Source organism: Streptomyces sp. MNU76, from assembly GCF_020982545.1.
Classification (GTDB): domain Bacteria; phylum Actinomycetota; class Actinomycetes; order Streptomycetales; family Streptomycetaceae; genus Streptomyces.
The window spans coordinates 255,811-282,637 of record NZ_JAJKLK010000001.1; the positions used below are offsets into that span (position 1 = coordinate 255,811).

Here is a 26,827-nt window from a genome sequence, read left to right on the forward strand (position 1 = left end):
ACCACGCGCCCCCGAGCAGTTACCGGAAACTGGTACACGAGATAAGCAAGTGGGGTATCTTGCCCACCCGGCATATGCCAGACGGTGTTTCGTGTACCCGCCAAGCCGTGCTGGCCGCGGGGAGTCGGGGCCGTCCTACCTGCAGGCAGTCGTGCCGCTAGGGGGTGTTTCGGGTGGGCGCAGGCGGCGCCCGGCAAGCGCCGGTGAGCGATATCGCCCCCCCGCCCAGCTGCGCCACCGGGCGACGCGCCAACCACCCCGCCGCGCCACCTCAGCTCAGCCGCAACCCCGAGCCACCGAGCGCCCCGGTCCCGCCCAGCCCCTCAGATGGACTCCGGCCCACTCACATCCCGCCCCGCAACAGATCCCGCCCGAACTCCACCATCTTCTTGGCGTAGTCCTCGGTCCACTCCGCCCGCTCCGCGATGTCCGCCGAGGTCAGCCGATCGAACCGCCGAGGATCGGCGAGCTGGGCCGCGGCGATCGCCTGGAACTCCACGGCCCGGTCCGCCGCCGCCCGGAACGCCTGCGCCAACTCCGTCGCCCGCGACAGCAACGCCCGCGGATCGTCGATCGACTCCAGATCGAAGAAGTGCTCGGGGTCGCCGGCCGCCTCCGCCGGCTCGAAGAGCAGCGGTGCGGGCCGCAGCCGCGGTTCGTTCCGACGCGACGTGGGCTCCGCCATGTCTTCTCCTCCTCGTACGACGGTTCAGTCGGCCGGCCCCCGGGCGTCCCGGGTGGAGGGCCACCGTCCATTCTCTCGTGACCGCGCAAGTGGGCATCGAGCCCGACCGGCGCCCCACACGCCGGCCCTCGCACACCCGCGCCCCCGCGACACCCCGGCCGGCCCCGCTCCCTAGGGCTCCCAGCTCACCCGATGCTCCGCCAGCGTCGCCAGCACCGCGTGGTTCGCCTCCCAGCCGTCCGGGAACTTCACGGTCACCCCCAGCTGGACCGGCTCGGTGGACGGGTGGTCGTCGAGCAGGTCGGTCACGCCCGCCCGGCACACCACGATGCACGCGTGCCGGTGCCGGGAGGCGAGGACGCACAGGCGCCCGGTCTCCAGGTGGAACGCCGTCGCGTCGGGGCGCCCGGAGAGCGGATGGAGGACGACCGTGACGTCGTACTCCCTCCCCTGGAGCCGATTCGCCGTGTCCACGACCACGTCCGCGACCCCCAGCTCGGCCAGCGCGGAGCGCACGGCAGCCGCCTGGTCACGGTGGGCCGTGCCGACGGCGATCCGGTCGGCGGTCAGCGGCACGGGCTCCTCGGACCGCTCCGAGGTCGCCGCCCCGCCCCGGTCGAGGAGCCGCCGGACGACCCGCGCGACGGCCCGTACCGCCTCGGGGTCGGTCCGTGGGGTGTGCCGGGCCGGCAGCTCCAGCAGCCCCCACCCCGACTCGGCGGCCTCGTCGATGACCCGGTCCGGGCCGGAGCCGTCCGCGGGCACCGCGAACCCGAGCCGCCGGTCCCCGTGGTCCGTGCCGCTGCGGAAGGGCGTGAAGGGGTAGAACGCGTCGGAGACCAGGGGTGCCGCCGACGCCGGGAGCCGCCACGACACCGGCAGCCGGTGCTGCGGCAGGTCGGGGTTGTGGGCCAGCAGCGTCGTCACAGCCGAGGCCGACGGGTCGTACGACAGCCCCGCCCACTGCTCGCTGCCCACGATCGCGAACGGGTCCAACTGCCCCGGGTCACCCACGAACAGCGCCCGCTCGAAGAGCCCGGCCACCGCCAGCAGCGCGTCCGACCGCATCTGGTACGCCTCGTCGACGATCGCGTGCCGCCAGGGCTCGACGCCCTTGACGTGTGCCCACTTCGCGGCCGTGGAGATCACCACGTCCAGCCCGGCCAGCTCGGCGGCCTTCGTCGACTTCCGTACGTTCGGCAGGGCGTCCAGCGCCTTGTCGTACGGGTCGCTGTCGCTGCTGTGCAGTCGGCCGACCGGGAGCTCCGGGTCCTTCTCGGCGAGCCGGAGCACCAGGTCGTCGACCTGCGCGTTCGTCTGCGCGATGACCATCAGGGGGCGCCCGGCCGTGGCGAGTTCGAGCGCGGCGCGGACGACGAGCGTCGACTTCCCGGCACCGGGCGGCGAGTCGACGACGACACCGCGCGCCTGACCGTGCAGCGTGTCGCGCAGGATCGCGTCGGTCGCGCGGCCGGCCGCCGCCCCGGGATCGAGCACGGCCTCGGTGGGGGTCACAGGACGTCCTCCTCGGTCACCGGGTCCGGCAGCGGTACGGCGTCCGGTTCACCCGGCGGCCCGCCGTGCGTCCACGGTGTCTCCTCCGGGTCCGGCAGCTTCGGCCCGCCCCGCTGGTCGTGTTCGAAGAGGGTGAAGCAGAGCCGGTCCCCCTTCTCGGGGACGGACCCCACCTCCGGCTCCTTGCCCCGGCCCATCTTGTCCATGATCCGCAGCACCAGCAGGGTCTCGCCCGCGTCGGCCGCCTCGCCAGGCTCGTCGGGCCCGCCCGGCTCGTGTCCGACGAACTCCGCCGTCTGTGGCTTCCCGCCCAGCGAGCGGTACACCTTCGCCCGCTCCCCGAGATGCGGCCGGTCGCGTGTCCGTAGGGTCACCAGCGGCCGCGGGCTCGGGCGCTTGCCCTCGCTGTACGCCATCACGACGTCCACGACCTCACCGGCGAACGCCTCCCCGGACAGCCGTCGCCCGGCCATCACGAGGGGGTCGTCCAGGGCCTCCTGGGCGTCGAGGCGGGCCTGTTCGCGCTCGCGCGCGGCCAGCTTGTTCGCGGCCGTGACCGCGTCGTCGACGCGCGGCTGCGGGGGCTCCCCGGCGACGATCCGGTCGCGGTGGCCGGTGAAGGACCAGCGGTCGCGGGTCCACCGGTCGGCCGCGTGGGCGCCCTCCGGCAGGGCGCGCAGCAGGTCCAGGCCGTGCCAGACCGCGTCCCAGGTGGGCCGGGTGCGGCTCTCGACCAGGGCGCGGATCTCCCGCTCGGCGGCCGTCAGCGCCCCCAGCCGGTCGTCGGCCTCCAGGCCGTCCTCGGCGGCGGCCAGCGCGAGCCGCGCCCGGTCGTACCGCTCGATGGCCGGGGCCAGCAGCTTGTTGTCGAACGCCGGGTCGGTCGCGGGCCCGGCGGGCGGGCACAGCAACTGGCCCTCGGCGTCCCGCGCCAGCTCGGCCCGCCGCGCCGCAGCCTCGCCCGACTCCCCTTCCGGCGGGTCGATCCAGGCGAGCAGCGAGGCCAGGTGCTGGTCCTCCACACCGGACTGGCCGGTGGCCCAGTGCCGCGACAGCAGATCGGTGAGCGCGAGCAGCAGCGAGGAGCCCGGCACCCGCGCCCGCTCCCCGAAGTGCGTGAGCCACCGCCCGAGCAACGGCACGCGCGGCGGCGCCGGATGGGGTGCCTCCGGGTCCTGCTCCGCGGTGCGCCTGAACCGCATGGAACGCCCGAGGAGTCGTACGAAGTCGATGCCCGTCCGGCTCGGCAGGATCAACTGCGGGGCATCCGCGCACAGTTCGACCTCGACCTTGACGCGTTTGCCGGTCTCCGGGTCGGTCTCGTTGCGCTCGGCGGCCTCCACCACGTCCGCGTAGGAGTCCACGTACGGCAGGACGATGTCAGCCAGTTCGGCGAGGAACGCGAAGCGCAGGTCACGGTCGCGGGGCTGGGGCACCACCAGCAGCCGGGGCGTGTCCCGGTCGGTGCCGACGAGTGCGCCGAGCGGGGCCCCGGCCTCACCGGCGGTGGTCAGCGGCACGAGGACGAGGGGGCGGGAGGAGAGATGCCGGTGCAGGACGGTGGCGGCGGGCTGGGCGCGGCCCGAGCTGACGGCTTCCAGACGGGCGAGGGTGGCGATCAGCGACACGGAACGCCCTCCGGCGCCGAGCCGCGCAGCGCTGAGCCGGGCAGCGCGGCGGCGCCGAGTCCGGCGGCCCCCAGCGCCTCCGCCCGTAGCTCCGCCGCTCTGCGCAGCGCGGCCACGGCCGGGTCGTCCGGGTCGCCGGCGAGGCCGTGGGCCGCCGCCAGGACGTCGTCGACGGTGGTGAGGCCGCCCAACTCCGCGCGCGCGGCCCGGCCCAGGGACGTCACCGCGCCCTCGGAACGGGAACGGGTCCGGCAGTGGAAGGCCAGCTCACAGGCGGCGAGGCACTCGGGCGCGTAGGTCGCGGACAGCGCCTCGACGGCCGTGGCCAGCTGCTCCCGGGGCAGGTCGGGGGCGAAACAGGTGCCCTCGGGGAGGTCGTCCGCGATCTCCTCGATCCGGGTCAGCCGGGTCAACTGTCGGCGGGTGACCGCGCGTTGCTTGCGGATGTCCACCGCCGCGGCCGTAGGGAGGTTGGTGAAGTCCTTGGGGCAGACCAGCAGGACCCGGTGGCGCACCTCGGGCGCGGGGGCGCCGCCGCGCGCCTCGCCGCCGAGCCGGGCGGCGACCTCCTCCAGCGCCAGCACGTACACCGCGGACTGGCGGGCGGCGGCGCCCACCTTCGCCGGGTCCGCCGAACCGTCCAGCATCGGGAAGGACTTGATCTCGACGACCGACCAGGTGCCGTCCGGGTGGACCACCACCGCGTCCGGTTCCAGGAACGCGGGGGAGCCCGCGACGTCGAGCGCGAGCATGGGGTGGTCCAGCAGCGTCCAGCCGCCGGCGTCCGTGGCGTCGCGCAACGCCAGTGCCGTACGGGCGGCGCGGCCCTCGGGGCCGACGGCGGCGAGGTCGGGGACCGAGGCCGAGACCGGCGGCTCGGCACCGGGGTCCAGCCTCTCGTGCACCAACCGCAGCAGTTCGGCGCCGCCGTCGGCCTTGACCCGGGCCTCGAAGGCGTTGCCCCGCATGAAGGCGAACTGGGACTGGCCGAAGGCGGAGGGCGAGCCGAGCGCGCCCGCAAGCACCGCCTTGTTCACCCCCGCGCCGTCCAGTAGCGCGCGGCGCTCACAGCCGGGGTTGGCCGCGAGCGCGGCGAGGGCGCGCGCGTCCAGCGACTTCGGGGGGACCTCGGGTCCGCGCAGCTCAGCGAGCCGCTGCCGCAGCGCCGTCCCCTGTCTGCGAGGGGGCGGCACCCGGCTCGGGGTCGGTGATCCGCTGCCGTGGAATTCGCTCACCCGGGGAAGTCTGGCACTCACCACTGACAATTGGGGAAACCGAGGCCCGAGAGACGGCGGTGGCCGCACCGGCGGGCTCCGTCACGGGCCGTGAGCCGCCGCCGTCGAACCGGCTCGCGGCCGCGGTGGAGAGGCCGAGCGAGTCCCGCCACTGGTCCGCGAGTCGAAGCACCAGCGGGGTCAGCAGCAGGCCCGCCCCCATCACGGCGGCGCCCGCCACCGCGTCGAGGAAGTAGTGGTTCGCGGTGCCCATCACGACGATCGTGGTGATCAGCGGATACGCGACGGCCGCGGTCCGCACGAGCCGGGAGTCGCCCGCGAAGCGCCACAGGATCACCCCGCACCACAGGGCCCAGCCGACGTGCAGGCTCGGCATGGCCGCGTACTGGTTCGTCATGCCGCCCAGGCCCCGGGGCGCGCTGGCCTCGCCGCCCCACCAGCCCCACGAGCTGTAGTACGCCATGGTGTCGACGAAGCCGTGGGCCGGGTTCAGCAGCCGGGGCGGGCAGGTGGGCAGCAGGGTGAAGCCGATGAGGCCGATGAAGGTGGAGGTCAGCAGCCAGGTGCGGGCCGCGCGGTAGCGCACGGCGTGCGACCGGAAGAGCCACACCAGGAGCGCGGGGGTGACCAGGTAGTGCAGCGAGGCGTACCAGAAGTCGGCGGGTATCCCGATCCAGGGTTCACGGGTGAACAGCCGGTTCAGCGGATGCTCGGCGTTGAGCCGGAACGCCTTCTCGATCCGCAGGATCGCCAGACCGTTGTCGACGGCGTCGGAGGTGTCGCCGCGGGCGAGCAGCCGGCCGGCCGAGTACGCCCCGTACACCAGCAGGATCAGCGGTAGCTCGGTCCACCAGCGGAGCCGCGTGCCCGGCGTCGCCTCGGTAACCGGTGCACCGGTCCTTCTGGTAACCGGCGCCTCGGTCGCCTCGGTCTGCGGCATCCGAACGTCCTCCCCCGTCTGTGCGCGTCGACGCGTCGATGTTCATCTGTGTGTGGTGCTGGTGTGGCCTTTGAGCAAGACGATGTCCAAGACGCTGGGATCGCCTGTCGGGTTGCCCCACGACAGCGTGAGCGATGATGGAAGCATCCGCCTCCCATTTCTCCCTTCTCGCAGAAGGTCCCCGGAAAGGTCGCTCATGGCACCGCGCATCCTGCTGGCCCGGCACGGACAGACGGAATGGTCCCTGCTCGGCAAGCACACCGGCAGGACGGACATCCCGCTCCTCGAAGAGGGCCGGCGCGGCGCCAAGCTCCTCGGGGAGCGTCTGCACCGGGCGCCCCTGGACGGGTTGCCCGGTGTCGACGTCCGTACGAGTCCCCTCTCTCGCGCGCGTGAGACCTGCGAACTGGCCGGCTTCGGCGACCGCGCCACCGAGTGGGACACGCTCATGGAGGTGGACTACGGGGCGTACGAGGGGCTCACCCCCGCCGAGATCCAGGCTTTCCGGCCGGGCTGGCTGATGTGGCGCGACGGCGTCCCCGACGGGGAGACACTTCAGCAGCTCTCCGCGCGCGCGGACGATGTGGTCGCGTGGGCGCGGTCCGCCGAGCGTGACGTGCTCGTCTTCGCCCACGGCCATATGCTGCGCTCCATAGCCGCCCGATGGCTGGGCCTGGACCTCGACTTCGCCGCCCGCGTCCGCCTCAACCCGACATCCCTGTCGGTCCTCGGCTGGGCCTACGGCGACCCGGCGATCGAGTCCTGGAACGACACGGGGCACCTGGCGGGCTGATCATCGATAGCCCTGGGAGCCCTCCCCGCCCTAGGCCCTGTCGTCACATTCCCGCCTGCCCCGCGACGCCATGCACGCGCTCTCGACGCACCGGGCACTGACCCGAGTACGTCCAGTACGCGAGTCAGTGCCCGGCACGCCGAGAGCACGCTCCCCCAGTCTCGGCTGCGCTCGACCGGGAGGTACCCCCACGACGCCGCGGGGCCGCCCTTCGGGCGACGACGGGAATGTGACGACAGGGCCTAGTAGGGCTCCGTTACGTCTGTCTGTCGGTCCTGTTTGGGGGAACGCTGAAGGTGTGGACGCACATGAAGTGAACCGTGCTCGGGCGACGTTGGCGTTATTCGTCGCTGACGTGTTCGCGTCGGTGCCGCGCAAGGATCAGCGGGCGAAGGGCGACTGCTACCTGCGGGGACTGATGCTGGACGGACGGCGGAAGTCGATCCAGCCGATGGCGGAACGGCTGCCGGACGGCAACGAGCAGAACCTGCAGCAGTTCGTGAACCAGTCGACGTGGGATCCGGTGCCGGTGCGGCGGCGGATCGCCCAGCGGATGGTGCCGAGAATCGGCCCGGAGGCGTGGGCGGTCGATGACGTGTCGTTCCCCAAGGACGGGAAGATGTCGGTGGCGGTCGCGCGCCAGTACTGCGGGGCGCTGGGCAAGCGGGCCAACTGCCAGGTCGCGGTGAGTGTGCACGCGGTCTCCGACACGGCGTCCTGTCCGCTGCAGTGGCGGCTGTTCGTGCCCGAGGAGTGGGCGGACGATGCGGTGCGGCGGCAGAAGACCGGGATACCGCAGGAGGTCGGGCACCGGGAGAAGTGGCGTCTGGCCCTGGACATCCTCGACGAGCTGGCCGGGTGGGGTCTGGTGCCGCCGGTGGTGGTGGCCGACGCCGGCTACGGGCAGAACGCCGACTTCCGCGACGGTCTGAGCGAGCGGGGCATCGGCTATGTCGTGGCGGTCCGTTCGGACGTGACGGTCCACCCGCACGACGTGCGGCCCACCGCCCCGGCCTGGTCCGGGAACGGTCGCAGGCCGCAGCCCCGCTACCGGGACAAGCCGTCCTCGGTGGCAGCGCTGGCTCAGGAGCACGGACGGCAGGCGTTCACCGAGGTGACCTGGCGTGAAGGCTCCCGCGGGCCGATGCACTCACGCTTTCTGGCGCTGCGGGTGCGGCGGCCGGGGTGAGGGCCCGCCGTCTGGCCCAAGCCGCCGCCACTGCCGAGCACGGCCACTGGGACGGTGTCCTGCCCGAGGTGACGCTGCTGGTCGAATGGCCCCAGGACGCCGAAGCACCCACCGACTACTGGCTGTCCAACCTGCCCGCCGACACACCGATCACCGAACTGGTCCGCCTGTCCAAGATCCGCTGGCGCATCGAGCACGATTACCGGGAACTCAAGCACGGCCTCGGCCTGGACCACTTCGAGGGCCGCTCCTGGAACGGCTGGCACCACCACGTCACCCTGGTCACCGCCGCCCACGCCTTCCTCACCGAACAGCGCCTGTCCCCAAAAGCCGATACAGCGGACTCACCCTCTACCAGATCCTCGACGCCATCCAGGACCTGCTGAACTGCTGGACCGGCACCTGCACCACCTGCCACCGCCCGCTGCCCAGAACATCCACCACCAGCCAGAACCCAAGAGCCAGAGCAACCTAACGGAGCCCTACTAGGCCGTGCGCGCGACCCCCGCGTGACGTTCCAGGAACGCCGACACCCCCGATGCCCGCCGGTGCGGCAGCAGCACCCGTGCCGTGCCGGCCAGCATCTGCTGGACGCGGGAGGACTGGACCTCGTCGAGGAGGTCGAGGACCCGCATACCGGCGGCCGCGGCCTCGTCGGGACGCCCCCCGCGCGCGAGGTCGTCCGCGAGCTCGGCGGTGTAGAGCGCGATGTTCCGTGTGAAGTGCGGGTTCTGCAGACCGGCCGCCCGGCGCGCGTGCCGGGCCGCCCGGGGCCAGTCGCCCAGCGTGGACCAGCACTGCGCCTCCAGGCCCTCCAGCTCTGCCTCCCCGTAGAAGCTCATCCACTCCGGGTCCGCCTCGGCGGTCCCTCGCCCGAACAGGGCGTGCGCCCGGGCCAGCGCCTGCTCGCACCCGGTGCGGTCGGCGAGCCCCGCCCAGCCGCCCGCCTCCCGCAGCGCCAGCAGGGACATCAGCCGCGGAGACCCCAGCGGCCGGGCCACCCGCTGCGCGGCCTGCGCCGCCCGCACCGCCTCACGCGGGCGGCCCGCGTCCCGCGCCAGGAACGCCGTGTTGCAGAACGCGTGCGCCTCGAGACCCGGGTCCCCGGCCATCCGGGCCGTGGCGAGTGCCTCCGCGTAGTGCGAGCGGGCGTCGTCGAACCGCCCCGAGTCATGCGCCAGCCAGCCCACGGAGATGGCGAGCTCGCCCGCCCCCGCGTAGAGCCGGTCGGCGGTGGTCTGCCGGGTGGTGCCCGCGTCGAGCAGCGCGTACGCGGCCCGCAGTGGCGCCGAGGCCCTGCGGTACAGCCCGTCCGCCCCGTGCCGGTCGTCGAGCAGCCGGATCTTGCGCACGGCCGCTTCGAGGGCCCCCGCCTCCCCCGTGCCCGCCCGGTGCACGGGGGAGGCGGGGGCCCTGGCCGCGCCGCCGAGGGGGAAGGGGCCGAAGGAGGCGGCCGCCACCGCGGCGGTACCTCCGGTCATGAACGCGCGACGCTGCACGTCGCTCTCCTCGTCGTTCTGGTACGCCTGCTGCGTGCCCCGCCGGCCGCGCACGTAGCCCGTGTCGCCCCGCGGGTCCTGCATGTCGTACATCTCTTGCGTGTCATACGGCTCGTACGCACCTTCCGTCTCACCCCCCGTTCCGTATGAGGAGTGCGAGCGGCTCTTGTTGCGAGGGGAGGGCGCCTCGTCGGTGGGGCGCGCCCCCCGACCGCGTACCTCCGCGCGGGGCGCGAAACCCAGGTCGGTGAGCGTTCGGCCGGGAAACATATGCAGGAACACCCGTTCGTACGCGTAGTTGGGGCAGCGGATCTCGCCCGCCTCGACCCGTCCGACGTACCGAGCGTCACAGCTCACCCGCTCGCCGATCTCACGCGCGGCCCGTCGTACCGCAGCGGCGAACTCGCCCGGCGAACGCTGCCCGCGCAGCTGCCTGAAGACGAGATTCGGTCGTTGCGGACGGGGGGACTGGGACGAGGTCACCGATGACGACGTCATGGCCGGGCCCTCTCTCGCGAACCGTCGAACCATGCCGGATTCAGTAGGACTTGTGTGCGTGGTGCACGGTTGGTTCCGCTGTGTCCGGCGGGGCAAGAACGTACCCGCCCCATCGGGGCCCCCACGCGAGGTTTGGCTACAAACCGGATATCTCATCCTGGATCTGCCATGAACTGCCATCCTTTGCGGCGCAGTTTCGCCGTAGCCGTTGACAGGGCGGCACGTTGGGCAGGGCGCTGGTAGGCGTGGGAGGCCCGGATGAAGAACCTCGAACCCCGTTCCGATTGCGACCTGGTGACCGTGCCCGCGCGGCAGGGACTGGAGGCGGTCGACATCCTCCGCCGCGGCGCCCTCGACGCGGTGGGGCCCGTCATGACCGTCGGGCCCGTGCTGCACGACGACACGTGCGACACCCTCGGGTTCCTGGTGCCGCCCGGTACGGCGGACGCGTGGGACGTGCCGGGGAGCACGTGCACGCAGAGCGACGGGCGGGGGGCCGTGCTGGCTCCTCCGGAGGGGGGGGTGGTTGTTGCCGCCGGGTGAGGTGGACCTCGCGACGGACCCGGCGGTGCTGCGCGCCGCGCTGGGTGAGGCGGCGCGGTTGATCCAGGCCGCGGACAACTGTCGGTGAGGTGGTGCCCGGTCGCCATCGGGGTTCCGTGCGTCGGCGGCCGCGGGTTCGTCGTGGTGTGTCGCGCAGTTCCCCGCGCCCCTGTCGGGGCGCTCCTGGGGCCCGGCGCGCCCACGTCCGCCCACGCCCGATAATGGACTGGTGGGCAGGTCGAAGAAGGGGCGCGGGCGGCGGGGCAGGATGCCGACGCCGTGGTCGAGGAGGTCGACGGGGGGCTCGCCGAGCTGCTTCCCGATCGGGAGCGTGCCCGGGCCTGGACGTTGCTGGTGGACGGGGCGCCGCAGTCGCACGTCGATCTCGACGATCCCGCCCATCTGTCCTTCGAGTACCAGCGGCGGCTCGGGCATGTGATCGACCTGGTCGCCCCGGCCGGACGGCCCGTGCACGCCGTGCACCTCGGCGGAGGCGCCTTCACCCTCGCCCGGTACGTCGCCGCCACCCGGCCTCGCTCCACCCAGCAGGTCGTCGAGCGCGACGCGGCTCTCGTCCGACTCGTCAGGCGGGCGCTGCCGTTGGACCCCAACGCACGGGTGCGGGTGCGGTCGACGGACGCGCGCGAAGGGCTCGCGAAGGTGCCCGACGGGTGGGCGGACCTGGTGATCGCGGACGTGTTCAGCGCGGCGCGCACCCCGGCGCACCTGACGTCGACGGAGTTCCTCACGGACGTACGGCGGGTGGTGAAGCCCGGCGGCTGCTACGCCGCCAACCTCGCCGACGGCCCGCCGCTGGCCCATCTGCGTGCGCAGATCGCCACCGCGGCCGTCGTCTTCCCCGAACTGGCGCTGGTCGCCGACCCGACCGTGCTGCGGGGCAAACGATTCGGCAACGCGGTTCTCGTCGCCTCCGACCAACCGCTCCCGATCGCCGAACTGACCCGCCGCGCCGCCTCCGACCCGCACCCCGGCCGTGTCGAACACGGCCGCGCGCTCACCGACTTCACGGGCGGGGCGGTGCCGGTGACGGACGCGGTGGCGACCGCCTCACCGGCGCCGCCGTCCTCGGTGTTCCGCTGAGCCACCCGCCCCGACGGTCCTCAGAAGTTCTGGACGTCCACCCGGGGCGCGCTGTCGTGCCAGGTGCAGAACACCGACACCCGGTCCGCGCCGGCGGCGAAGTCGACCCGGATCCACGTCTCGGTCTTCCACACCTGCATCGACCAACCCGAGCCGGGCGTCGCCGACACGAGGGTCGCGTACTCCTCGCCCAGCGAGAACACCACCCGGCCGCCCTCGGTGTCGTAGGACCTGACCTCACCCGAGTCGGCCGGGCCGCCCGGCCCGGTCGGGGCTCCGGTGCCCGGACGAGGGCCGGGCTTCGCGGACTTCGACGGTTCGGACGGGGTCGCGGACGGCTCGTCGCCGTCGTCCTGCCGCTGCTCGTCGGCCTTGCGCGACGGTTCCGGGAGCGCGGTCGGTGTGATCGACGCGGGCGCGCCCCGGCCCTGGGTGTCGGCGGCCGTGATGGGCAGGGCGCGGGGCGGGTCGTAGGCGGTGCCGGTCATCACCGTGTGGACAGCCCACCACGTCAGCGTGACCGCCGCGCCCGTGGCGAGCAGCCAGGCCAGTGCGTGTAGGAGTCCTCTGCGCATCGCGGCCATACTGCCCCACCGGCCCCGGTGGTGTCGTGGCCGAGCCGGGGTCGCGTGAGTTGTCCACAGGCCCCGACCGGCCCGGCCCGTTTGGCGTACGGTGCGGCGCATGGCAAGTGTGCTCGTGGTCGAGGACGACCAGTTCGTACGCTCGGCGCTGATCAGGCATCTGACGGACGCCGCCCACACCGTGCGCAGCGTCGGTACGGCACTGGAGGCGCTGCGCGAGGTCGCGCACGTCCGCTTCGACGTGGTGATCCTCGACCTCGGGCTGCCCGACCTCGACGGCTCGGAGGCACTGAAGATGCTGCGCGGCATCACGGACGTCCCCGTGATCATCGCGACCGCGCGGGACGACGAGTCGGAGATCGTCCGCCTGCTGAACGCGGGCGCGGACGACTACGTGACCAAGCCGTTCTCGGTCGAGCACCTGTCGGCCCGGATGGCGGCCGTGCTGCGCCGCTCCCGGGCCCTGGCCGGCGAGGTGCCGCCGTCCACGGTGATCCGGGTCGGCGGCCTCGCGATCGATCCGCTGCGCCGCCAGGCCGAGTTGGACGGCGTACGGCTCGACCTCACCCGGCGCGAGTTCGACCTGCTCGCGTTCCTCGCCGGCCGCCCCGGTGTCGTCGTCGCGCGCAAGGAGCTGCTCGCGGAGGTGTGGCAGCAGTCCTACGGCGACGACCAGACCATCGACGTGCATCTTTCCTGGCTGCGCCGGAAGCTGGGGGAGACGGCGGCGCGGCCCCGCTATCTGCACACGCTGCGGGGCGTCGGCGTGAAGCTGGAGCCGCCGGGGGCGCGGTCATGAGGCGGGCGCCGGTCGGGCCGTGCGGGGTGGTGCGGCCATGAGGTGGGCGCTGGTCAAGGTGTGCCTGGCGGTGACGGCGATGGTCGTGGTGGCCTTCGCGGTGCCGCTGGGGCTGGTCGTCAAGGAGATGGCGCGGGACCGGGCCTTCTCGGGCGCCGAGCGGGAGGCCGCCGCGATCGCCCCGGCGCTCTCCATCACCACCGACCGCGAGCAGTTGGAGCGGGTCGTCGCCTCGGCCGGGTCGGACGACGGGATGGCGGTGCACCTACCGGCGGACGGCGCGGGGGCCGCCGCGCTCGACCTGGGCCGGCAGCGGGCCTCCGACGAGGACATCGCGACCGTGCGGAAGCTGGGCCGTGCCTCCACCACCGAGGTGCGGGGCGGGTCCACGCTGCTGCAGCCCACCGCGCTCAGCTCCGGCGCGATAGCGGTCGTCGAGGTGTATGTGCCCGAGTCGGAGGTGACCAACGGGGTCGCCACGGCGTGGGCGGTGCTCGCCGGGGTGGGCGTGCTGCTGATCGTCGGTTCGGTCGCGGTGGCCGACCGGCTCGGGGTACGGATGGTCCGGCCCGCGCGGCGGCTGGTCGAGAGCGCGCACGAGCTGGGGAGGGGCAGCTGGGGGCGCGGGTGCCGGAGACGGGGCCGAAGGAGCTGCGGCTGGCGGCGGTGGCGTTCAACGCGATGGCGGACCAGGTGGTCCAGCTGCTGGCGAACGAGCGGGAGCTGGCGGCGGACCTGTCGCACCGGCTGCGCACCCCGCTGACGGTGCTCCGGCTCAACGCGGCCTCCCTCGGCGACGGGCCGGCCGCCGAGCAGACCCGGGCGGCGGTCGAGCAGCTGGAGCGGGAGGTCGACACGATCATCCGCACGGCACGGGAGGCCAAGCCGCAGACGGCGGTGGCGGGGCCGGGCGCCGGGTGCGACGCGGCCGAGGTGGTCCGGGAGCGGATGGCGTTCTGGTCGGCGCTCGCCGAGGACGAGGGCCGCAAGTGGCGGGTGGCCGGGGTCGAGCGCCCGGTGCGCATACCCGTGTCCCGGGCGGACCTGGCCGCCGCCCTGGACGCCCTGCTCGGCAATGTCTTCCGGCACACGGGGGAAGGCACGGCGTTCGCTGTCGACGTTCACAACGGCGAGGATGCGGTGATCGTTCTGGTCTCCGACGCCGGTCCGGGGATCGCTGATCCGGAGGCCGCGATGGCCCGGGGAAGGGGCTCCGGCAGCGCCGGCTCGACCGGTCTGGGCCTCGACATCGTGCGCCGCCTCGCCGAGTCGACCGGCGGCGATGTACGGATCGGGTCGTCGGTGCTGGGCGGGACCGAGGTGCGGATCTGGATCCAGCTGAACGGGGGCGCGGGCCGGGACGGCGGGCCGTCGGCTCGCCGGGGACACCGGGGCGCGTCCATACGCCGGCGCAAACACACCAGGGCCCTGTTCGCCCCCGGGCAGTCGCGTGTCTCGTCGTGATCGGGCCTGTGCGATCGCCTGTTCGGGCGCTGTGTCCCGTATGTGGATACATGTCCGTGGGTGACGTGGCTCACGTGTGTGACGGTCACGTTTCGACAACCAGGGATTACGTTTCAACAAAGGGGGACAAGAGGTCTTGACGCATGACATGACATAGAGCTGTTATGGCGGCCAACGTGTTCGGTCGAGTTGGTTTCTGATTGTTTTCGATCAGTCACCGGCGAGGGCCATTGAGACCGAACGACCTGTCCCCCAGGGAGCCGTACATGCAACTCACACCTTCCGGTCTCGCCGTGCCCGGTCCGAGCCGCCGTACCCTGCTGCGTGGCATAGGCGGCGCTGCCGCACTCGGCGCCGGCATCCCCCTGCTGAGCGCCTGCGGTGGCAGCGGCACGGCCGCCGACCCGAAGACCGTCACCCTCGGCTCCAAGGCGTCCGACCCGGTCCCGAAGAAGGCGTTCGCCGAGATCTACGCGGCGTACAAGAAGCAGTCCGGCATCGCGGTCGACGTGAACACCAAGGACTCCAACACCTTCCAGGAGCAGATCAACTCCTACCTGCAGGGTACGCCGGACGACGTGTTCACCTGGTTCGCCGGCTACCGGATGCAGTTCTTCGCGGCCAAGGGCCTGGCCTCGCCGATCGACGACGTGTGGAAGACCATCCAGGGCAACTTCCCCGAGGCGATGCAGAAGCTCAGCAAGGGCGAGGACGGCAAGTACTACTTCGTGCCGCTGTACACGTACCCCTGGGCGCTCTTCTACCGCAAGAGCGTTTTCGCGGAGAAGGGCTACGAGGTCCCCACCACGTGGGACCAGCTGATCGCCCTGTGCAAGCAGATGAAGAAGGACGGGCTCACCCCGATCGCGTTCGGTGACAAGGACGCCTGGCCCGCGCTCGGCACCTTCGACCAGATCAACTTCCGCAAGAACGGCTACGACTTCCACGTCGAGTTGATGGCGGGCAAGGCGTCCTGGACCGACGCCAAGGTCAAGTCCGCCTTCGACCTGTGGGCCGAGCTCCTCCCGTACCACCAGGAGGGCGCCGTCGGCCGTACCTGGCAGGACGCGGCGCAGACCCTGGTGTCGAAGAAGGCCGGCATGTACCTGCTGGGCACCTTCGTGGCGCAGCAGTTCACCAACAAGGACGACCTCGACGACCTCGACTTCTTCGCCTTCCCGGAGATCGACCCGGCGTACGGCCAGGACACCGTCGAGGCGCCCACCGACGGCTTCATGATGAGCAAGAGCCCCAAGAACAAGGCCGAGGCCGTCAAGCTCCTGGAGTTCCTGGGCACCACGGAGGCCGAGGACATCTACCTCAAGGCCGACCCGAGCGTCGTCCACGCCGCCTCCGGCGCCGACACCTCGTCGTACACGCCGCTGCAGAAGAAGGCGTACGACATGATCTCGGGTGCCAAGAGCCTCACCCAGTTCATGGACCGCGACAGCCGCCCGGACTTCACGTCCACGGTGATGCAGCCCTCGCTGCAGAAGTTCATCCGTGACCCCAAGGGCATCGACAGTCTGCTCTCGTCGATCGAGCGCCAGAAGAAGACGATCTTCGCTTCCTCATGACGACGACCGACACCCCCGAGAAGTCGGGCGACCCGGAAGCGGCCAAGGCGCCGCTTCCGGGCTCTGCCCATGTCCCCGCCAAGAAGCCCGAGACCGGCCACAAGCGCCTGCTGACCAGGCGCGACCGGCTGGTTCTCGGTGTGATGGCGGGCCTGCCGACGATCCTGCACGTGCTGCTCGTGTGGGTGACGGCCCTCGCCTCGATCCTCCTCGCCTTCACCACCTGGGACGGCATCGGCTTCGACGCCATCAAGTGGGTCGGCCTGGAGAACTTCAAGGAACTCTTCACCAACAACCCGCAGTTCTGGCCGGCCGTCGAGCACAACGTGGTCTGGTTCGTCGTCCTGATCCTGATCCCGACGCCCATGGGCCTGTTCCTGGCCGTGCAGCTGGACAAGAAGATCCGGTTCAGCCGGGTCTACCAGACGGCGTTCTTCCTGCCCGTCGTGCTGTCCATGGCCGTCATCGGCTTCGTGTGGCAGCTCGTCTACAACCCCGACACCGGCCTGATCAACAGCCTGATCGGCGCCAACGAACCGGGCAAGTACATCGACTGGATCGGCGACCCGGACCTCAACCTCTGGGCCGTCCTCATCGCCGCGTCCTGGCGCCACACCGGCTACATGATGATCCTCTACCTCGCCGGCCTGAAGGGCGTCGACCCCTCGCTGCGCGAGGCCTCCGCGCTCGACGGCGCCAACGAGTGGCAGACCTTCAAGAACGTCATCTTCCCGACGCTGCGCCCCACCAACACCGTCGTCCTGGTCGTCACCATCATCGAGGCACTGCGCGCCTTCGACCTGGTCTTCGTCTTCAACGGCGGAGCCCAGGGCACCGAGCTGCTGTCGATCCTCGTGACCAGCAACATCATCGGTGAGTCCAGCCGGATCGGATACGGGTCGGCGATCGCGGTCGTCCTCCTGCTGATCTCCCTCGTCGTGATCATTCCGTATCTGATCAGCACCTTCCGGAAGGAGCGCCGCGCATGAGCGCCTCCACCGTCCCCACCGTCGCCGACGGCATCGTGACGGGCCCGCAGAAGAAGCGCACACCCGTCCGCCCCGCCCGGATCCTGCTGCACGTGTTCCTGGCCGGCGCCGCGCTGGCCTGGCTCGCCCCGCTGCTCTGGGCGATCTACGCGGCGCTGCGGCCGTACTCGGAGACCAGCGAGAAGGGCTATGTCTCCTGGCCCGACAAGCTGACCTTCGAGAACTTCACGAACGCGTTCACGCAGTCGGACATGACGCACTACTTCGTGAACACGCTGCTCATCGCCGTCCCGGCGGTACTCCTCACGCTGTTCCTGTCGTCGATGGTCGCGTTCTACGTCAGCCGCTTCGACTTCCGCCTCAACCTGGCACTGCTGCTGGTCTTCACGGCCGGCAACCTGCTCCCGCAGCAGGTCATCATCACTCCGCTGTACCGCCTGTACCTGCTCATCGACCTGCCCGGCATCACGATGAGCGGCAAGCTGTACGACTCGGCGCTCGGTCTGGTCCTCATCCACATCGCGTTCCAGTCCGGGTTCTGTGCCTTCGTGCTCAGCAACTACATGCGCTCGCTGCCGCACGAACTGACCGAGGCCGCGCTCGTCGACGGCGCCTCGGTGTGGCGGATGTACTGGCAGATCGTGCTGCCGCTGTGCAAGCCCGCGATGGCCGCCCTCGCCACGTTGCTGTCCATCTGGATCTACAACGACTTCTTCTGGGCGCTCGTCCTGATCTCCACCGGCGAGAACATGCCGATCACCTCGGCGCTGAACAACCTCTCCGGCCAGTTCTTCACCGACAACAACCTCGTCGCCGCCGGGGCCCTGCTCACCGCGATCCCGACCCTGATCGTCTACTTCCTGCTCCAGCGGCAGTTCGTGGGCGGTCTGACCCTGGGCGCCAACAAGGGCTGACAGCAGACCTCGTACAGGTTCGGCGCCGGGTCCGAGCGGGCCCGGCGCCACCCGTTCCCGCATCCTTCCGAGAGAGAACCACCGTGCCCCACCCCTTCACCCCCGTGGTCTGCGTGCCCGTGGACACCAGTACGGCACGGGTCCACGAGGAGGGCTGGCAGTCCTGGAGTCCCAGCGGCTCCTACGCCCTCGACGCGACCCCGTACCGTCCGACCAACGACAACTGGGCGACCGTCTGCTACCGCCCCGGGGTCACCGCCCCCGCCGGCACCTTCCAGGGCGAGGGCCTGCTGGCCCTCGACCCGGGCGACGGCTCACCGGTCCGGCTGTGGGCCGCCCCCGACCCCGTGCGCGAGGTCCCGTCCGTCCGCCTGGTGGTCCGGGACGGGATCGCCGAGGTCAGCGCCGACGGCCCGGTGAAGGAGTGGACCGGCACGGACATCCAGGCGGTGCTGGGCGAGTGGGCGGCGGGCCTCGGCCTCGCGGCCCCCCGCCCGGCCCCCACCGTCTGGTGCTCCTGGTACGAGTACTTCACCTCCGTCACCGAGGACGACATCCACGAGAACCTCCGTGCGATGGACACCCTCGACCTGCCCATCGACGTCGTCCAGATCGACGACGGCTACCAGAAGGCCCTGGGCGACTGGCTCAGCCTCTCCGGCCGCTTCCGCTCCCGCGCGGGCATCGCGGAGGTCATCCGGGCGAGGGGCCGCCGCGCGGGCATCTGGACGGCCCCCTTCCTCGTGGACCCGGCGAGCACCCTGGCCGCCGAGCACCCCGAGTGGCTGGTGCGCGACGACAACGGCGGCTTCACCCACGCCGGCCGCAACTGGGGCCACGACCTGTACGTCCTCGACACCACCCACCCCGAGGCGGCGGCCTACCTCACCGAGGTCTTCACCACCCTGCGCGCCGAGGGCTACGACTACTTCAAGGTCGACTTCCTGTACGCGGGCGCGCTGGACGGCGTACGCCACGCCGGTGTGGACGCGCTCACCGCGTACCGTTCCGGGATCGAACTGATCCGCGCCGCCATCGGCCCCGACGCCTACCTCCTGGGCTGTGGCGCGCCGATCCTCCCCTCCATCGGCCTGTTCGACGCGATGCGGGTCAGCCCCGACACGGCCCCGCACCGCCGCTCGGAGGCCGACGACCACAGCCAGCCCGGCCAGGACGCCGCCGAGTTCACGGGCGCGGGCCGCCAGTGGCAGCACGGCCGCCTCTGGGTGAACGACCCCGACTGCCTGATGGCCCGCCCCGCCGTCGAGACCCGCGAGCGCTGGGCGGCCCATGTCGAGGCGACGGGCGGCCTGATGGCGTCCAGCGACCGACTGCTGTCGCTCGACACCTGGGGCGTGGAGACGACCCGCCGACTGCTGACCAAGGGCCTGGAGGCCGCTGAATGAAGCGCGAACTGAAGGTCCCCGGCATCGCCTACGGCGGTGACTACAACCCCGAGCAGTGGCCCGAGGAGGTCTGGGCCGAGGACGTACGCCTCATGCGCGAGGCGGGCGTGAACATGGTGAGCGTCAACATCTTCGCGTGGGCGCTCCTGGAGCCCCGCGAGGGCGAGTACGACTTCACCCGCCTCGACAGGATCCTCGCCCTGCTCCACGAGAACGGCATCGCCGCCGACCTGGCGACCCCGACGGCCGCCCCGCCGGCCTGGTTCTTCGTCAAGCACCCGGAGGCGCTGCCCGTCGACCGGGACGGCCGCACCCTCTCGTACGGCAGCCGGCAGACCTTCTGCCCGTCGAGCCCCGCCTACCGGGAGGCCGCGCTGCGGATCGCCCGCGTCCTGGGCGAGCGGTACGCCGACCACCCGGCCGTCGTCATGTGGCACGTCCACAACGAGTACGGCTGCCACAACGGCGAGTGCCACTGCGACACGAGCGCGGCGGCGTTCCGGGTCTGGCTGCGGGAGAAGTACGGCGACGACCTGGCGGCGCTCAACCACGCCTGGGGCACGACGTTCTGGAGCCAGTGGTACTACGACTGGGACGAGATCATCCCGCCCCGTGCGACGGGCGCGGTCCCGAACCCGACCCACCAACTGGACTGGCGCCGCTTCTGCAGCGACGCGCTGCTGTCGCTGTGCAAGGCGGAGCGTGAGGTGCTGCTGGAGGCGGCCCCGGCCACCCCCGCCACCACCAACTTCATGGTGATGTTCAACTTCGACAAGCTCGACTACTGGCGCTGGGCGCCGGAGTTGGACATCGTCTCCAACGACCACTACCTCCAGTCGACGGACCCCGAGTCGCAGATCGACATCGCGCTCAGCGGCGACCTGGTGCGCTCCCTGGCGGGCGGCAGCCCGTGGCTGCTGATGGAACACTCCACCGGCGCGGTCAACTGGCAGCCGGTCAACCGGGCCAAGACGGCGGGGGAGTTGCGCCGCAACGCGCTCTCCCATGTGGCCCGGGGTGCCGACGGCATCGCGTACTTCCAGTGGCGGGCCGCCAAGGCAGGTGCCGAGCAGTGGCACTCGGCGATGCTGCCGCACGCGGGCACGGACAGCCAGATCTGGCGGGACGTCGTCCGACTGGGTGCGGATCTGCGGTCGTTGGCGGAGGTGCGGGGCAGCACGGGCGTCGCCGAGGTGGCGATCGTGTGGGACTGGAACGCGTGGTGGGCGGTGGAGCTGCCGTCCCAGCCGAGCGGCGAACTCCGCTTCCAGGACCTGATCCGCGCCTGGTACGAGCCGTTGTGGCGCTCGGGCGTGGCGGTGGACTTCGTCCGTCCCGACGCGGACCTCACCTCGTACAAGGTGGTGCTGGCGCCGAGCCTGTACCTGGTGGACGACGCGGGCGCCGCCAACCTGACCGGCTTCGCGGAGGCCGGCGGCACGCTGGCCGTCGGCTTCCACAGCGGCGCGGTGGACGAGAACTGCCATGTCCGGCTGGGCGGTTACCCGGGCGCGTTCCGCGAAGCCCTGGGCGTCCGCACGGACGAACTCTTCCCGCTGCTGCCGGGGGAGTCGGTGGACCTGAGCGACGGCGGTACGGCTTCCCTCTGGTCGGAACGGGTCGCCCTGGCGGGCGCCGAGGCGGTGACCTCGTACACCTCCGGCCCCCTGACCGGAGTCCCGGCGGTCACCCGCCACACCCACGGCTCGGGCACGACCTGGTACCTGGCCACCCGCCCGGACCCGACGACCCTGACGTCCCTGCTCGACCGGATCCGCGCCGAGGCGGGCGTGGAGCCGGTCCGGACGACCCCGGAAGGTGTGGAGGCGGCGGTGCGCCGGGGCCCCGACGCGGACTACCTCTTCCTGATCAACCACGGCGGGACGGCGGCCGAGGTCGCGATCTCCACGGACGCGTCCGAACTGCTGACGGGCAGGGGCATCACCACGAACGCCGACTCGACGACGGTACGGGTGGAGCCCGGGGACGTGGCGGTCGTCCGCGAACCACGCTGACGCCGGGCCGACCCGGCACGCCCGACCCCTCGCAACCGGGCGTGCACAGACGCGCAGGGCCGTGGCCCCTTCCAGGGGGCCACGGCCCTGCGCGTGCCTTACTCCCAGTCGTGCAGGGACAGCCGTGGTCCGCCGGCGAGATAGCCGTGCAGTGCGGCCGCGTCGCCCTCCACGAAGTCATCGGGGAGCGCGCCGGTGTCGGTCCAGCGGACCTGGGCGTGTTTGTGGGGTTCCCGGTTCTCCAGCTCTCCGCTCCACTCGTGGGTGGCGAAGACGACGGTGAGGAAGCCGTCCGGTGCGTCGACGCCCCGGGCCGCGTGGACGAGGTGCACGACCTCCAGCGCCTCGGGTGTCACGGTCAGTCCGGTCTCCTCGTACAGCTCGCGCACGGCGGTCCGGGTGATCGGCTCCCCGGGCTCGCTCTTGCCGACCGGCAGATGCCATCTCCCCCGCGCGAACCTGGCGTTCTCGCCCCGCTGGAGGAGCGCGACCCGCCCCGCGTCCCGGTCGTGGACGATGACGGCGGCGACCAGCAAAGTCATATGACCTGTCCTTTCGTAGGCCGCTAGGGCGTGTTTCGGAAGTCCCTTCGTCGCCCGAAGGGCGGCTCTGCGGCGTCCGGTGCGGCGAGAGTGCGTGCCGGGCGTCGCAGAGCGGAAGGGACTTCCGAAACACGCCCTAGCATGCCGTGCATGGAGTGCTTCGCTTCCTGGCGTACTCGCCACTGAGGGTCGGCCCGCCGGCGCGTCATGGACGAGCGGCGGGCCAGAGGTGTCCTTTTCCCCCTGGTCTCCCTCAGGTTCCGAGAGGTCCACTCCATCGACACGTTCCGGCAGTTCTTCGAGGACTCCGTCGGACCCGTGCTCGACGGGCTCGTCCTCGGCACGCTGCACGCCGACCGGCGTGGCGACTACCGCGCGCTCGTCCCCACCCTGCACGACCCCGACCGGCACACGTACGTCGCGGTCGCCGAGACCGACGGGCTGATCGCCGGCCACGTCGCCTGGCAGGCCGACCCCTCCCGCCACCACGGCGAGATCACCCTGCTCGCCGTGGACGAACGCCACCGCGGCGACGCGCTGCCGCCCCGCGTCCCGCCCTTCATGTCCCCCGGGGCGCCACCATCACCCCGAACTCCCGCGACGCAGAAGGTAATTGGGGGTTCGCTCCCCATGTCCTGTCACCACCCAGGCCCCAGGGTGGATCACGGCAAGACCAGCCAGTGTCCATCAGGGAGAAGAGGAGGAGCATTGAAGACGTCCATGCGCAGAGCGGTACAAGCGGGCGTGACGACCATGGTGCTGGGTGTGGCGACGGTGCTGTCGGCCGGACAGGCGCACGCGGCGACCGGCGTGAGGTCGGACACGGTTCGCATCTACGTCAACGCCGCAGCGGGGAAGGCGAACACGCTCTCCATCACCCGCTCCAACAACTCCGTCTTCATCAGCGACGACGCCGACACCGTCACCGCGGGATCCGGCTGCACCCAGGTCGATGTCGACACGGTCCGGTGCCCGTTCGACGGTCGCACCCTGACCCTCGACTCGGGGGACCGCGCTGACATAGTCACCATCACGGGCAGCGTGCCCGCCAACATCACCGCCGGCGCGGGCGACGACGTCATCACGCTCGACCCCGCCGCCACCGCGGGGACCACCGTGGACGGTCAGGGCGGGCACGACACCATCTTCGGCGGTGGCGGGGCCGACCGAATCACCGGTGGCTTCGGAGACGACGTCATGTTCGGCAGGAACGGCAACGACCGCCTGGACGCCCTCGACTCCTCACAGGGCAACGACCGCTCCTTCGGGGACTCCGGCAACGACACCTGCATCGGGGACATCAACGACCGCGAGGACAGCTGCGAGAGCTGAGCGCTTCGCTCCCTCGGCCATGAACGCGGCGGGCACCCCGTGGAGGGTTCCCGCCGCGTCACCACCCCTGTGGCCCGTTACGCCGAGGTCGGCACCAGTGGCGGCAGGGCGCCCGTCTTCGCCGCCTGGCTGTACCAGTACGCGCTCGACTTCGGCGTACGGGTGAGGGTCGCGTAGTCGACGTACACGGCACCGAACCGCTTGCCGTACCCGTACGCCCACTCGAAGTTGTCCATGAGGGACCAGAGGTAGTAGCCGCGGACGTCCGCCCCCTCGGCGATCGCGCGGCGGACCGCGCGCAGGTGGCCGTGGAGGTAGGCGATGCGCTCGGGGTCGTGGACGCGGCCGTCGGAGTCCATCTTGTCGTCGTACGCGGCCCCGTTCTCCGTCACGTACATCGGCAGCCCCGGAGCCTCCCGCGCATACCGCATGATCAGCTCGTGCAGGCCCGTCGGGTCGATGGTCCAGCCCATCTCCGTGCGCTCGCCCGGGGTCTGGTGGAACAGGACGTCGTCCGCGCCCGGCCACGGCGAGTGCGCGCTCGCCCCGTGGCCGTCCGCACGCGGGCCCTTCAGGTCCGCGTCCGCCGCGCCCACCAGCGTGGGCGTGTAGTAGTTCAACCCCAGCGCGTCCAACGGCTGGTTGGCCGTCGCCACGTCACCGTCCTGCACGAACGACCAGTCCGTCAGCGACGAGGTCGCGGCGAACAGGGTCTCCGGGTACGCGCCGTGCAGCATCGGACCGTGGAAGACACCGTTGGCCAGGTCGTCGATCTTCCGCGCCGCCGCCACGTCCTCGGGGGAGTTCGTGATCGGCCGTACCACCGACGAGTTCAGGCTCACCGCGATCGCGTTGCGGGACGGCATCACCGAGCGGAGGGCCGCGACACCCAGCCCGTGCGCCACGTTCAGGTGGTGGGCCGCGCGCAGCGACGCCACCGGATCCGTACGGCCCGGCGCGTGCACCCCGGAGCCGTAGCCCAGGAACGCGGTGCACCACGGCTCGTTGAGCGTGATCCACTGCTCGACGCGGTCGCCCAGCGCCGCGCCCACGATCCGCGCGTACTCGGCGAACCGGTGCACGATGTCCCGCTCGGGCCAGCCGCCCGCGTCCTCCAACTCCTGGGGCAGGTCCCAGTGGTAGAGGGTCACGGCCGGCTTGATGCCCTTCTCCAGCAGCTCGTCGACCAGCCGCCGGTAGAAGTCCAGGCCGCGCTGGATCGCCGGGCCCCGGCCCGTCGGCTGCACCCGCGACCAGGAGACGGAGAAGCGGTACGAGTTGAGGCCCAGGTCGGCCATCATCGCCACGTCGTCGCGGTAGCGGTGGTAGTGGTCGACAGCGATGTCACCGGTCTCGCCACCGGCGGTCTTGCCCGGGGTGTGGCTGAAGGTGTCCCAGATGGAGGGCGTACGGCCGTCCTCCCGCACCGCTCCCTCGATCTGGTAGGCGGAGGTGGCCGCGCCCCAGAGGAAGGCGGGAGGAAAGGTCACCGGGGTGGTGGGCTCAGGCATGGAAGCGCTCCCATAGGTGGTCGTCGCAGACCGACGGAGATGAGTGGGGGGAAGGAGAGAGGGAGGAAACGGAGAGAAAGGGGCCGAGGCGGCGGTGACCCGGCCCCTTGGAGAACGTACGGACTGGCGTGGGCTGTCAGCCCTTGACCGCGCCCTGCATGATGCCCCCGACGATCTGCTTGCCGAAGATCGCGAAGACCAGGAGCAGGGGCAGCGTGCTCAGCAGCGCGCCTGCCATGATGAGGGCCTGGTCGGGGGTGTAGCCGCGGCCCAGACCGGCCACCGCGACCTGCACGGTCGGGCTGCCCAGCTGGGTCAGCACGAGGAACGGCCACAGGAAGTCGTTCCATGCCTGGACGAACATGAGCATGCCCAGGACGGCCATCGCGGGCCGCGCGGCCGGGAACACCACGTGCCAGATGACGCGCCAGCTGCTCGCGCCGTCCACCCTCGCCGCCTCGATGATCTCGTCGGGGAGGGCCTGGAGCAGGTACTGCCGCATGAAGAACACGCCGAACGCGCTGACCAGCGACGGCAGAATCACCGCCTGGAGCTGGTCGGTCCAGCCGAGCTCGGCGACCATCATGTAGAGCGGGATCACCTGGAGCTGCGGCGGCACCATCATCGTGCCGACCACGATCAGCATCAGCGCGCCCCGGCCCCGGAAACGCAGCTTGGCGAAGGCGAAGCCGGCCAGCGTCGACAGGAAGACGATGGTCAGCGACGAAACACCGGCCACGATCGTCGTGTTGAGGAACGCCTCGCCCAGGTTGGCGTCCTCCCAGGCCACTTCGATCTTGTCGAAGAGGTTCGCGCCGAACCAGAACGGCGGTGGGGTCTCCGCCAGCCGCGCGTTGTCCCGGGAGGCGGCGACCGCCGTCCAGAACAGCGGGAACACCGAGACCAGGGTGAACGCGATGAGGATGAGGTAGGCGAGGGGGCCCGCGTGGTGCTGCCCGCCCGCGCGCGCCGCCTTCAGCCCGCGCTTGCGTTTGCCCTTCTCCGGCGGCTCCGCAGCCGCGTCGGCCGGGGGTTTGTTGAGTGTCGTCGTCACGGCCGGTCTCCTAACTACTGGCGCGCAGCCGGCGCGAGATGACGTAGTTGACGATTCCGACCACGATGAGGATCAGGAACATCGTCCAGGCGATCGCTGAGGCGCGGCCCAGGTGGTGGAACACCCACCCCTGCTCGTACAGGTACAGGCCCAGCGTCTGGAACTGGTGCTGAGGACCGCCGGACGCGCCCTTGTTGGCGTCGAACAGCAGCGGCTCGGCGAAGAGCTGCGAGGCACCGATGGTCGACACCACGACGGTGAACAGGATCGTCGGGCGCAGCGACGGCAGTGTCACATGGATGAACTGCTTCCAGCGGCTGGCGCCGTCGAGGGCCGCCGACTCGTACAGGTCCTGCGGGATCGCCTGCATCGCGGCGAGGTAGATCAGCGCGTTGTAGCCGGTCCAGCGCCAGATGACGATGGTCGACACGGCGATCTTCGAGAACCATGTGTCGTTCTGCCAGTCGACGGCGTCGAACCCGACCAGACCGAGGAACCAGTTGATCATTCCGTAGTCGCGGCCGAAGAGCAGCACGAAGACCAGCGTGGCCGCCGCGATCGACGTGGCGTACGGGGCGAGCATCACGACCCGGTAGAAGGTCGAGGCGCGGAGCTTGTAGTTGAGGATGTGCGCGATGCCCAGCGCCATCATCAACTGCGGGACGGTGGAGATGATCCCGATGATCAGCGTGTTCTTCGCCGCGTTCCAGAAGAAATCGTCGTCGAAGATCCGGGTGTAGTTGCGCAGCCCCACCCAGCTCATATCGGTGGGGGCGGTCAGTTCCACCGCGTGCAGCGATGCCCAGCCGGTGTAGAGCAGCGGGAACAGGCCGAACGCGAGGAAGAGCAGGAAGAAGGGGGAGACGAACGCGTACGGGCTCCAGCGCACGTCCCGCTGCCAGCGGCGGGACAGCCGGGCCCGGCGTCGTTCCTCGGACGGAGACTCCGCGGGCGGGCGGGGCCGCGCCCCCCTTCGCGGGGGGCGCGGCGGTGTCGTGCCGTGTGGCCATGCCG

Annotated in this window: 19 protein-coding genes and 4 pseudogenes; 12 read left to right on the plus strand and 11 right to left on the minus strand. The window is 71.5% G+C overall.

Going from position 1 to position 26,827, the window contains the following annotated elements:
- Nucleotides 1-343 precede the first annotated feature (343 nt).
- The 5 genes from E4N62_RS01120 to E4N62_RS01140 form a co-directional block, all read right to left on the minus strand.
- Nucleotides 344-685 carry a hypothetical protein gene (locus E4N62_RS01120; RefSeq protein ID WP_230211521.1) on the minus strand — a complete coding sequence of 114 codons (342 nt, stop codon included), beginning with the start codon at nucleotides 683-685 and terminating at the stop codon, nucleotides 344-346.
- Between the two features lie 171 nt (nucleotides 686-856).
- On the minus strand, nucleotides 857-2,200 hold the full coding sequence (locus E4N62_RS01125; protein WP_230211522.1) for an AAA domain-containing protein: 1,344 nt from the start codon (nucleotides 2,198-2,200) through the stop codon (nucleotides 857-859).
- On the minus strand, nucleotides 2,197-3,828 hold the full coding sequence (locus E4N62_RS01130; protein WP_230211523.1) for a hypothetical protein: 1,632 nt from the start codon (nucleotides 3,826-3,828) through the stop codon (nucleotides 2,197-2,199). The genes E4N62_RS01125 and E4N62_RS01130 overlap by 4 nt, the downstream gene beginning before the upstream one ends.
- Complete coding sequence (locus tag E4N62_RS01135) at nucleotides 3,819-5,021, minus strand: hypothetical protein (RefSeq protein ID WP_230212358.1); 1,203 nt, start codon at nucleotides 5,019-5,021, stop codon at nucleotides 3,819-3,821. The genes E4N62_RS01130 and E4N62_RS01135 overlap by 10 nt, the downstream gene beginning before the upstream one ends.
- A complete protein-coding gene (locus tag E4N62_RS01140) occupies nucleotides 4,972-6,003 on the minus strand; it encodes a phosphatase PAP2 family protein (RefSeq protein ID WP_230211524.1) in 1,032 nt (343 codons plus the stop codon). Before E4N62_RS01140 ends, E4N62_RS01135 begins: the two co-directional genes overlap by 50 nt.
- 196 nt (nucleotides 6,004-6,199) lie before the next feature.
- Between E4N62_RS01140 and E4N62_RS01145 the strand changes: the two genes are divergently transcribed.
- Entirely contained in the window at nucleotides 6,200-6,796 is a 597-nt protein-coding gene (locus tag E4N62_RS01145; protein WP_230211525.1) for a histidine phosphatase family protein, read from the plus strand.
- A 298-nt stretch (nucleotides 6,797-7,094) separates the two neighbouring features.
- Nucleotides 7,095-8,371: pseudogene (locus tag E4N62_RS01150) on the plus strand (IS701 family transposase).
- A 99-nt stretch (nucleotides 8,372-8,470) separates the two neighbouring features.
- Here E4N62_RS01150 and E4N62_RS01155 read toward each other — a convergent pair.
- A complete protein-coding gene (locus tag E4N62_RS01155) occupies nucleotides 8,471-9,982 on the minus strand; it encodes a hypothetical protein (protein ID WP_230211526.1) in 1,512 nt (503 codons plus the stop codon).
- Between the two features lie 258 nt (nucleotides 9,983-10,240).
- On the opposite strand from E4N62_RS01155, the pseudogene E4N62_RS01160 reads away from it, so the two are divergent.
- Nucleotides 10,241-10,613 (plus strand): annotated as a pseudogene (locus E4N62_RS01160) (hypothetical protein).
- A 191-nt stretch (nucleotides 10,614-10,804) separates the two neighbouring features.
- Entirely contained in the window at nucleotides 10,805-11,626 is an 822-nt protein-coding gene (locus tag E4N62_RS01165; RefSeq protein ID WP_230211527.1) for a spermidine synthase, read from the plus strand.
- 20 nt (nucleotides 11,627-11,646) lie between these two features.
- On the opposite strand, the gene E4N62_RS01170 is transcribed toward E4N62_RS01165, so the two are convergent.
- Nucleotides 11,647-12,210: a hypothetical protein gene (locus E4N62_RS01170; protein WP_230211528.1), complete on the minus strand. Its 564-nt coding sequence runs from the start codon at nucleotides 12,208-12,210 to the stop codon at nucleotides 11,647-11,649.
- 100 nt (nucleotides 12,211-12,310) lie between these two features.
- Here E4N62_RS01170 and E4N62_RS01175 point away from each other — a divergent pair, with 100 nt between their 5' ends.
- The 7 genes and pseudogenes from E4N62_RS01175 (at nucleotide 12,311) to E4N62_RS01205 (ending at nucleotide 21,374) form a co-directional block, all read left to right on the plus strand.
- A complete protein-coding gene (locus E4N62_RS01175; protein WP_230211529.1) occupies nucleotides 12,311-13,009 on the plus strand; it encodes a response regulator transcription factor in 699 nt (232 codons plus the stop codon).
- Between the two features lie 37 nt (nucleotides 13,010-13,046).
- A pseudogene (locus E4N62_RS01180) lies at nucleotides 13,047-14,473 on the plus strand (sensor histidine kinase).
- 266 nt (nucleotides 14,474-14,739) lie between these two features.
- The gene (locus tag E4N62_RS01185) at nucleotides 14,740-16,050 is read left to right on the plus strand and encodes an ABC transporter substrate-binding protein (protein ID WP_230211530.1); all 1,311 of its coding nucleotides are present in this window, start codon (nucleotides 14,740-14,742) and stop codon (nucleotides 16,048-16,050) included.
- Complete coding sequence (locus E4N62_RS01190) at nucleotides 16,047-17,039, plus strand: carbohydrate ABC transporter permease (RefSeq protein WP_230211531.1); 993 nt, start codon at nucleotides 16,047-16,049, stop codon at nucleotides 17,037-17,039. Before E4N62_RS01185 ends, E4N62_RS01190 begins: the two co-directional genes overlap by 4 nt.
- Nucleotides 17,036-17,953, plus strand: a complete 918-nt coding sequence (locus E4N62_RS01195) for a carbohydrate ABC transporter permease (protein WP_230211532.1) — start codon at nucleotides 17,036-17,038, stop codon at nucleotides 17,951-17,953. Before E4N62_RS01190 ends, E4N62_RS01195 begins: the two co-directional genes overlap by 4 nt.
- Nucleotides 17,954-18,036: 83 nt before the next feature.
- A complete protein-coding gene (locus E4N62_RS01200; RefSeq protein ID WP_230211533.1) occupies nucleotides 18,037-19,359 on the plus strand; it encodes a glycoside hydrolase family 36 protein in 1,323 nt (440 codons plus the stop codon).
- Entirely contained in the window at nucleotides 19,356-21,374 is a 2,019-nt protein-coding gene (locus tag E4N62_RS01205) for a beta-galactosidase (RefSeq protein WP_230211534.1), read from the plus strand. The genes E4N62_RS01200 and E4N62_RS01205 overlap by 4 nt, the downstream gene beginning before the upstream one ends.
- 98 nt (nucleotides 21,375-21,472) lie before the next feature.
- On the opposite strand, the gene E4N62_RS01210 is transcribed toward E4N62_RS01205, so the two are convergent.
- Nucleotides 21,473-21,916: an NUDIX domain-containing protein gene (locus tag E4N62_RS01210; protein ID WP_230211535.1), complete on the minus strand. Its 444-nt coding sequence runs from the start codon at nucleotides 21,914-21,916 to the stop codon at nucleotides 21,473-21,475.
- A gap of 207 nt (nucleotides 21,917-22,123) precedes the next feature.
- Here E4N62_RS01210 and E4N62_RS01215 point away from each other — a divergent pair, with 207 nt between their 5' ends.
- Nucleotides 22,124-23,248, plus strand: a complete 1,125-nt coding sequence (locus E4N62_RS01215; RefSeq protein WP_230211536.1) for a GNAT family N-acetyltransferase — start codon at nucleotides 22,124-22,126, stop codon at nucleotides 23,246-23,248.
- 77 nt (nucleotides 23,249-23,325) lie between these two features.
- On the opposite strand, the gene E4N62_RS01220 is transcribed toward E4N62_RS01215, so the two are convergent.
- From E4N62_RS01220 to E4N62_RS01230, 3 genes and pseudogenes are all read right to left on the minus strand, one after another.
- Nucleotides 23,326-24,759: a GH1 family beta-glucosidase gene (locus E4N62_RS01220; RefSeq protein ID WP_230211537.1), complete on the minus strand. Its 1,434-nt coding sequence runs from the start codon at nucleotides 24,757-24,759 to the stop codon at nucleotides 23,326-23,328.
- 136 nt (nucleotides 24,760-24,895) lie between these two features.
- Nucleotides 24,896-25,813 (minus strand): carbohydrate ABC transporter permease, encoded by a 918-nt coding sequence (locus E4N62_RS01225; protein WP_230211538.1) that lies wholly within the window; start codon nucleotides 25,811-25,813, stop codon nucleotides 24,896-24,898.
- 10 nt (nucleotides 25,814-25,823) lie between these two features.
- A pseudogene (locus E4N62_RS01230) lies at nucleotides 25,824-26,823 on the minus strand (carbohydrate ABC transporter permease).
- Between the last annotated feature and the right edge of the window lie 4 nt (nucleotides 26,824-26,827).

Excerpts from the sequence above, each read along its gene's own strand:
- E4N62_RS01120 (WP_230211521.1), bottom strand. The coding sequence starts at position 685 with ATGGCGGAGCCCACGTCGCGTCGGAACGAACCGCGGCTGCGGCCCGCA.
- E4N62_RS01140 (WP_230211524.1), bottom strand. The coding sequence starts at position 6,003 with ATGCCGCAGACCGAGGCGACCGAGGCGCCGGTTACCAGAAGGACCGGT.
- E4N62_RS01145 (WP_230211525.1), top strand. The coding sequence starts at position 6,200 with ATGGCACCGCGCATCCTGCTGGCCCGGCACGGACAGACGGAATGGTCC.
- E4N62_RS01155 (WP_230211526.1), bottom strand. The coding sequence starts at position 9,982 with ATGACGTCGTCATCGGTGACCTCGTCCCAGTCCCCCCGTCCGCAACGA.
- E4N62_RS01170 (WP_230211528.1), bottom strand. The coding sequence starts at position 12,210 with ATGGCCGCGATGCGCAGAGGACTCCTACACGCACTGGCCTGGCTGCTC.
- E4N62_RS01175 (WP_230211529.1), top strand. The coding sequence starts at position 12,311 with ATGGCAAGTGTGCTCGTGGTCGAGGACGACCAGTTCGTACGCTCGGCG.
- E4N62_RS01185 (WP_230211530.1), top strand. The coding sequence starts at position 14,740 with ATGCAACTCACACCTTCCGGTCTCGCCGTGCCCGGTCCGAGCCGCCGT.
- E4N62_RS01190 (WP_230211531.1), top strand. The coding sequence starts at position 16,047 with ATGACGACGACCGACACCCCCGAGAAGTCGGGCGACCCGGAAGCGGCC.
- E4N62_RS01195 (WP_230211532.1), top strand. The coding sequence starts at position 17,036 with ATGAGCGCCTCCACCGTCCCCACCGTCGCCGACGGCATCGTGACGGGC.
- E4N62_RS01205 (WP_230211534.1), top strand. The coding sequence starts at position 19,356 with ATGAAGCGCGAACTGAAGGTCCCCGGCATCGCCTACGGCGGTGACTAC.
- E4N62_RS01210 (WP_230211535.1), bottom strand. The coding sequence starts at position 21,916 with ATGACTTTGCTGGTCGCCGCCGTCATCGTCCACGACCGGGACGCGGGG.
- E4N62_RS01215 (WP_230211536.1), top strand. The coding sequence starts at position 22,124 with ATGGACGAGCGGCGGGCCAGAGGTGTCCTTTTCCCCCTGGTCTCCCTC.
- E4N62_RS01220 (WP_230211537.1), bottom strand. The coding sequence starts at position 24,759 with ATGCCTGAGCCCACCACCCCGGTGACCTTTCCTCCCGCCTTCCTCTGG.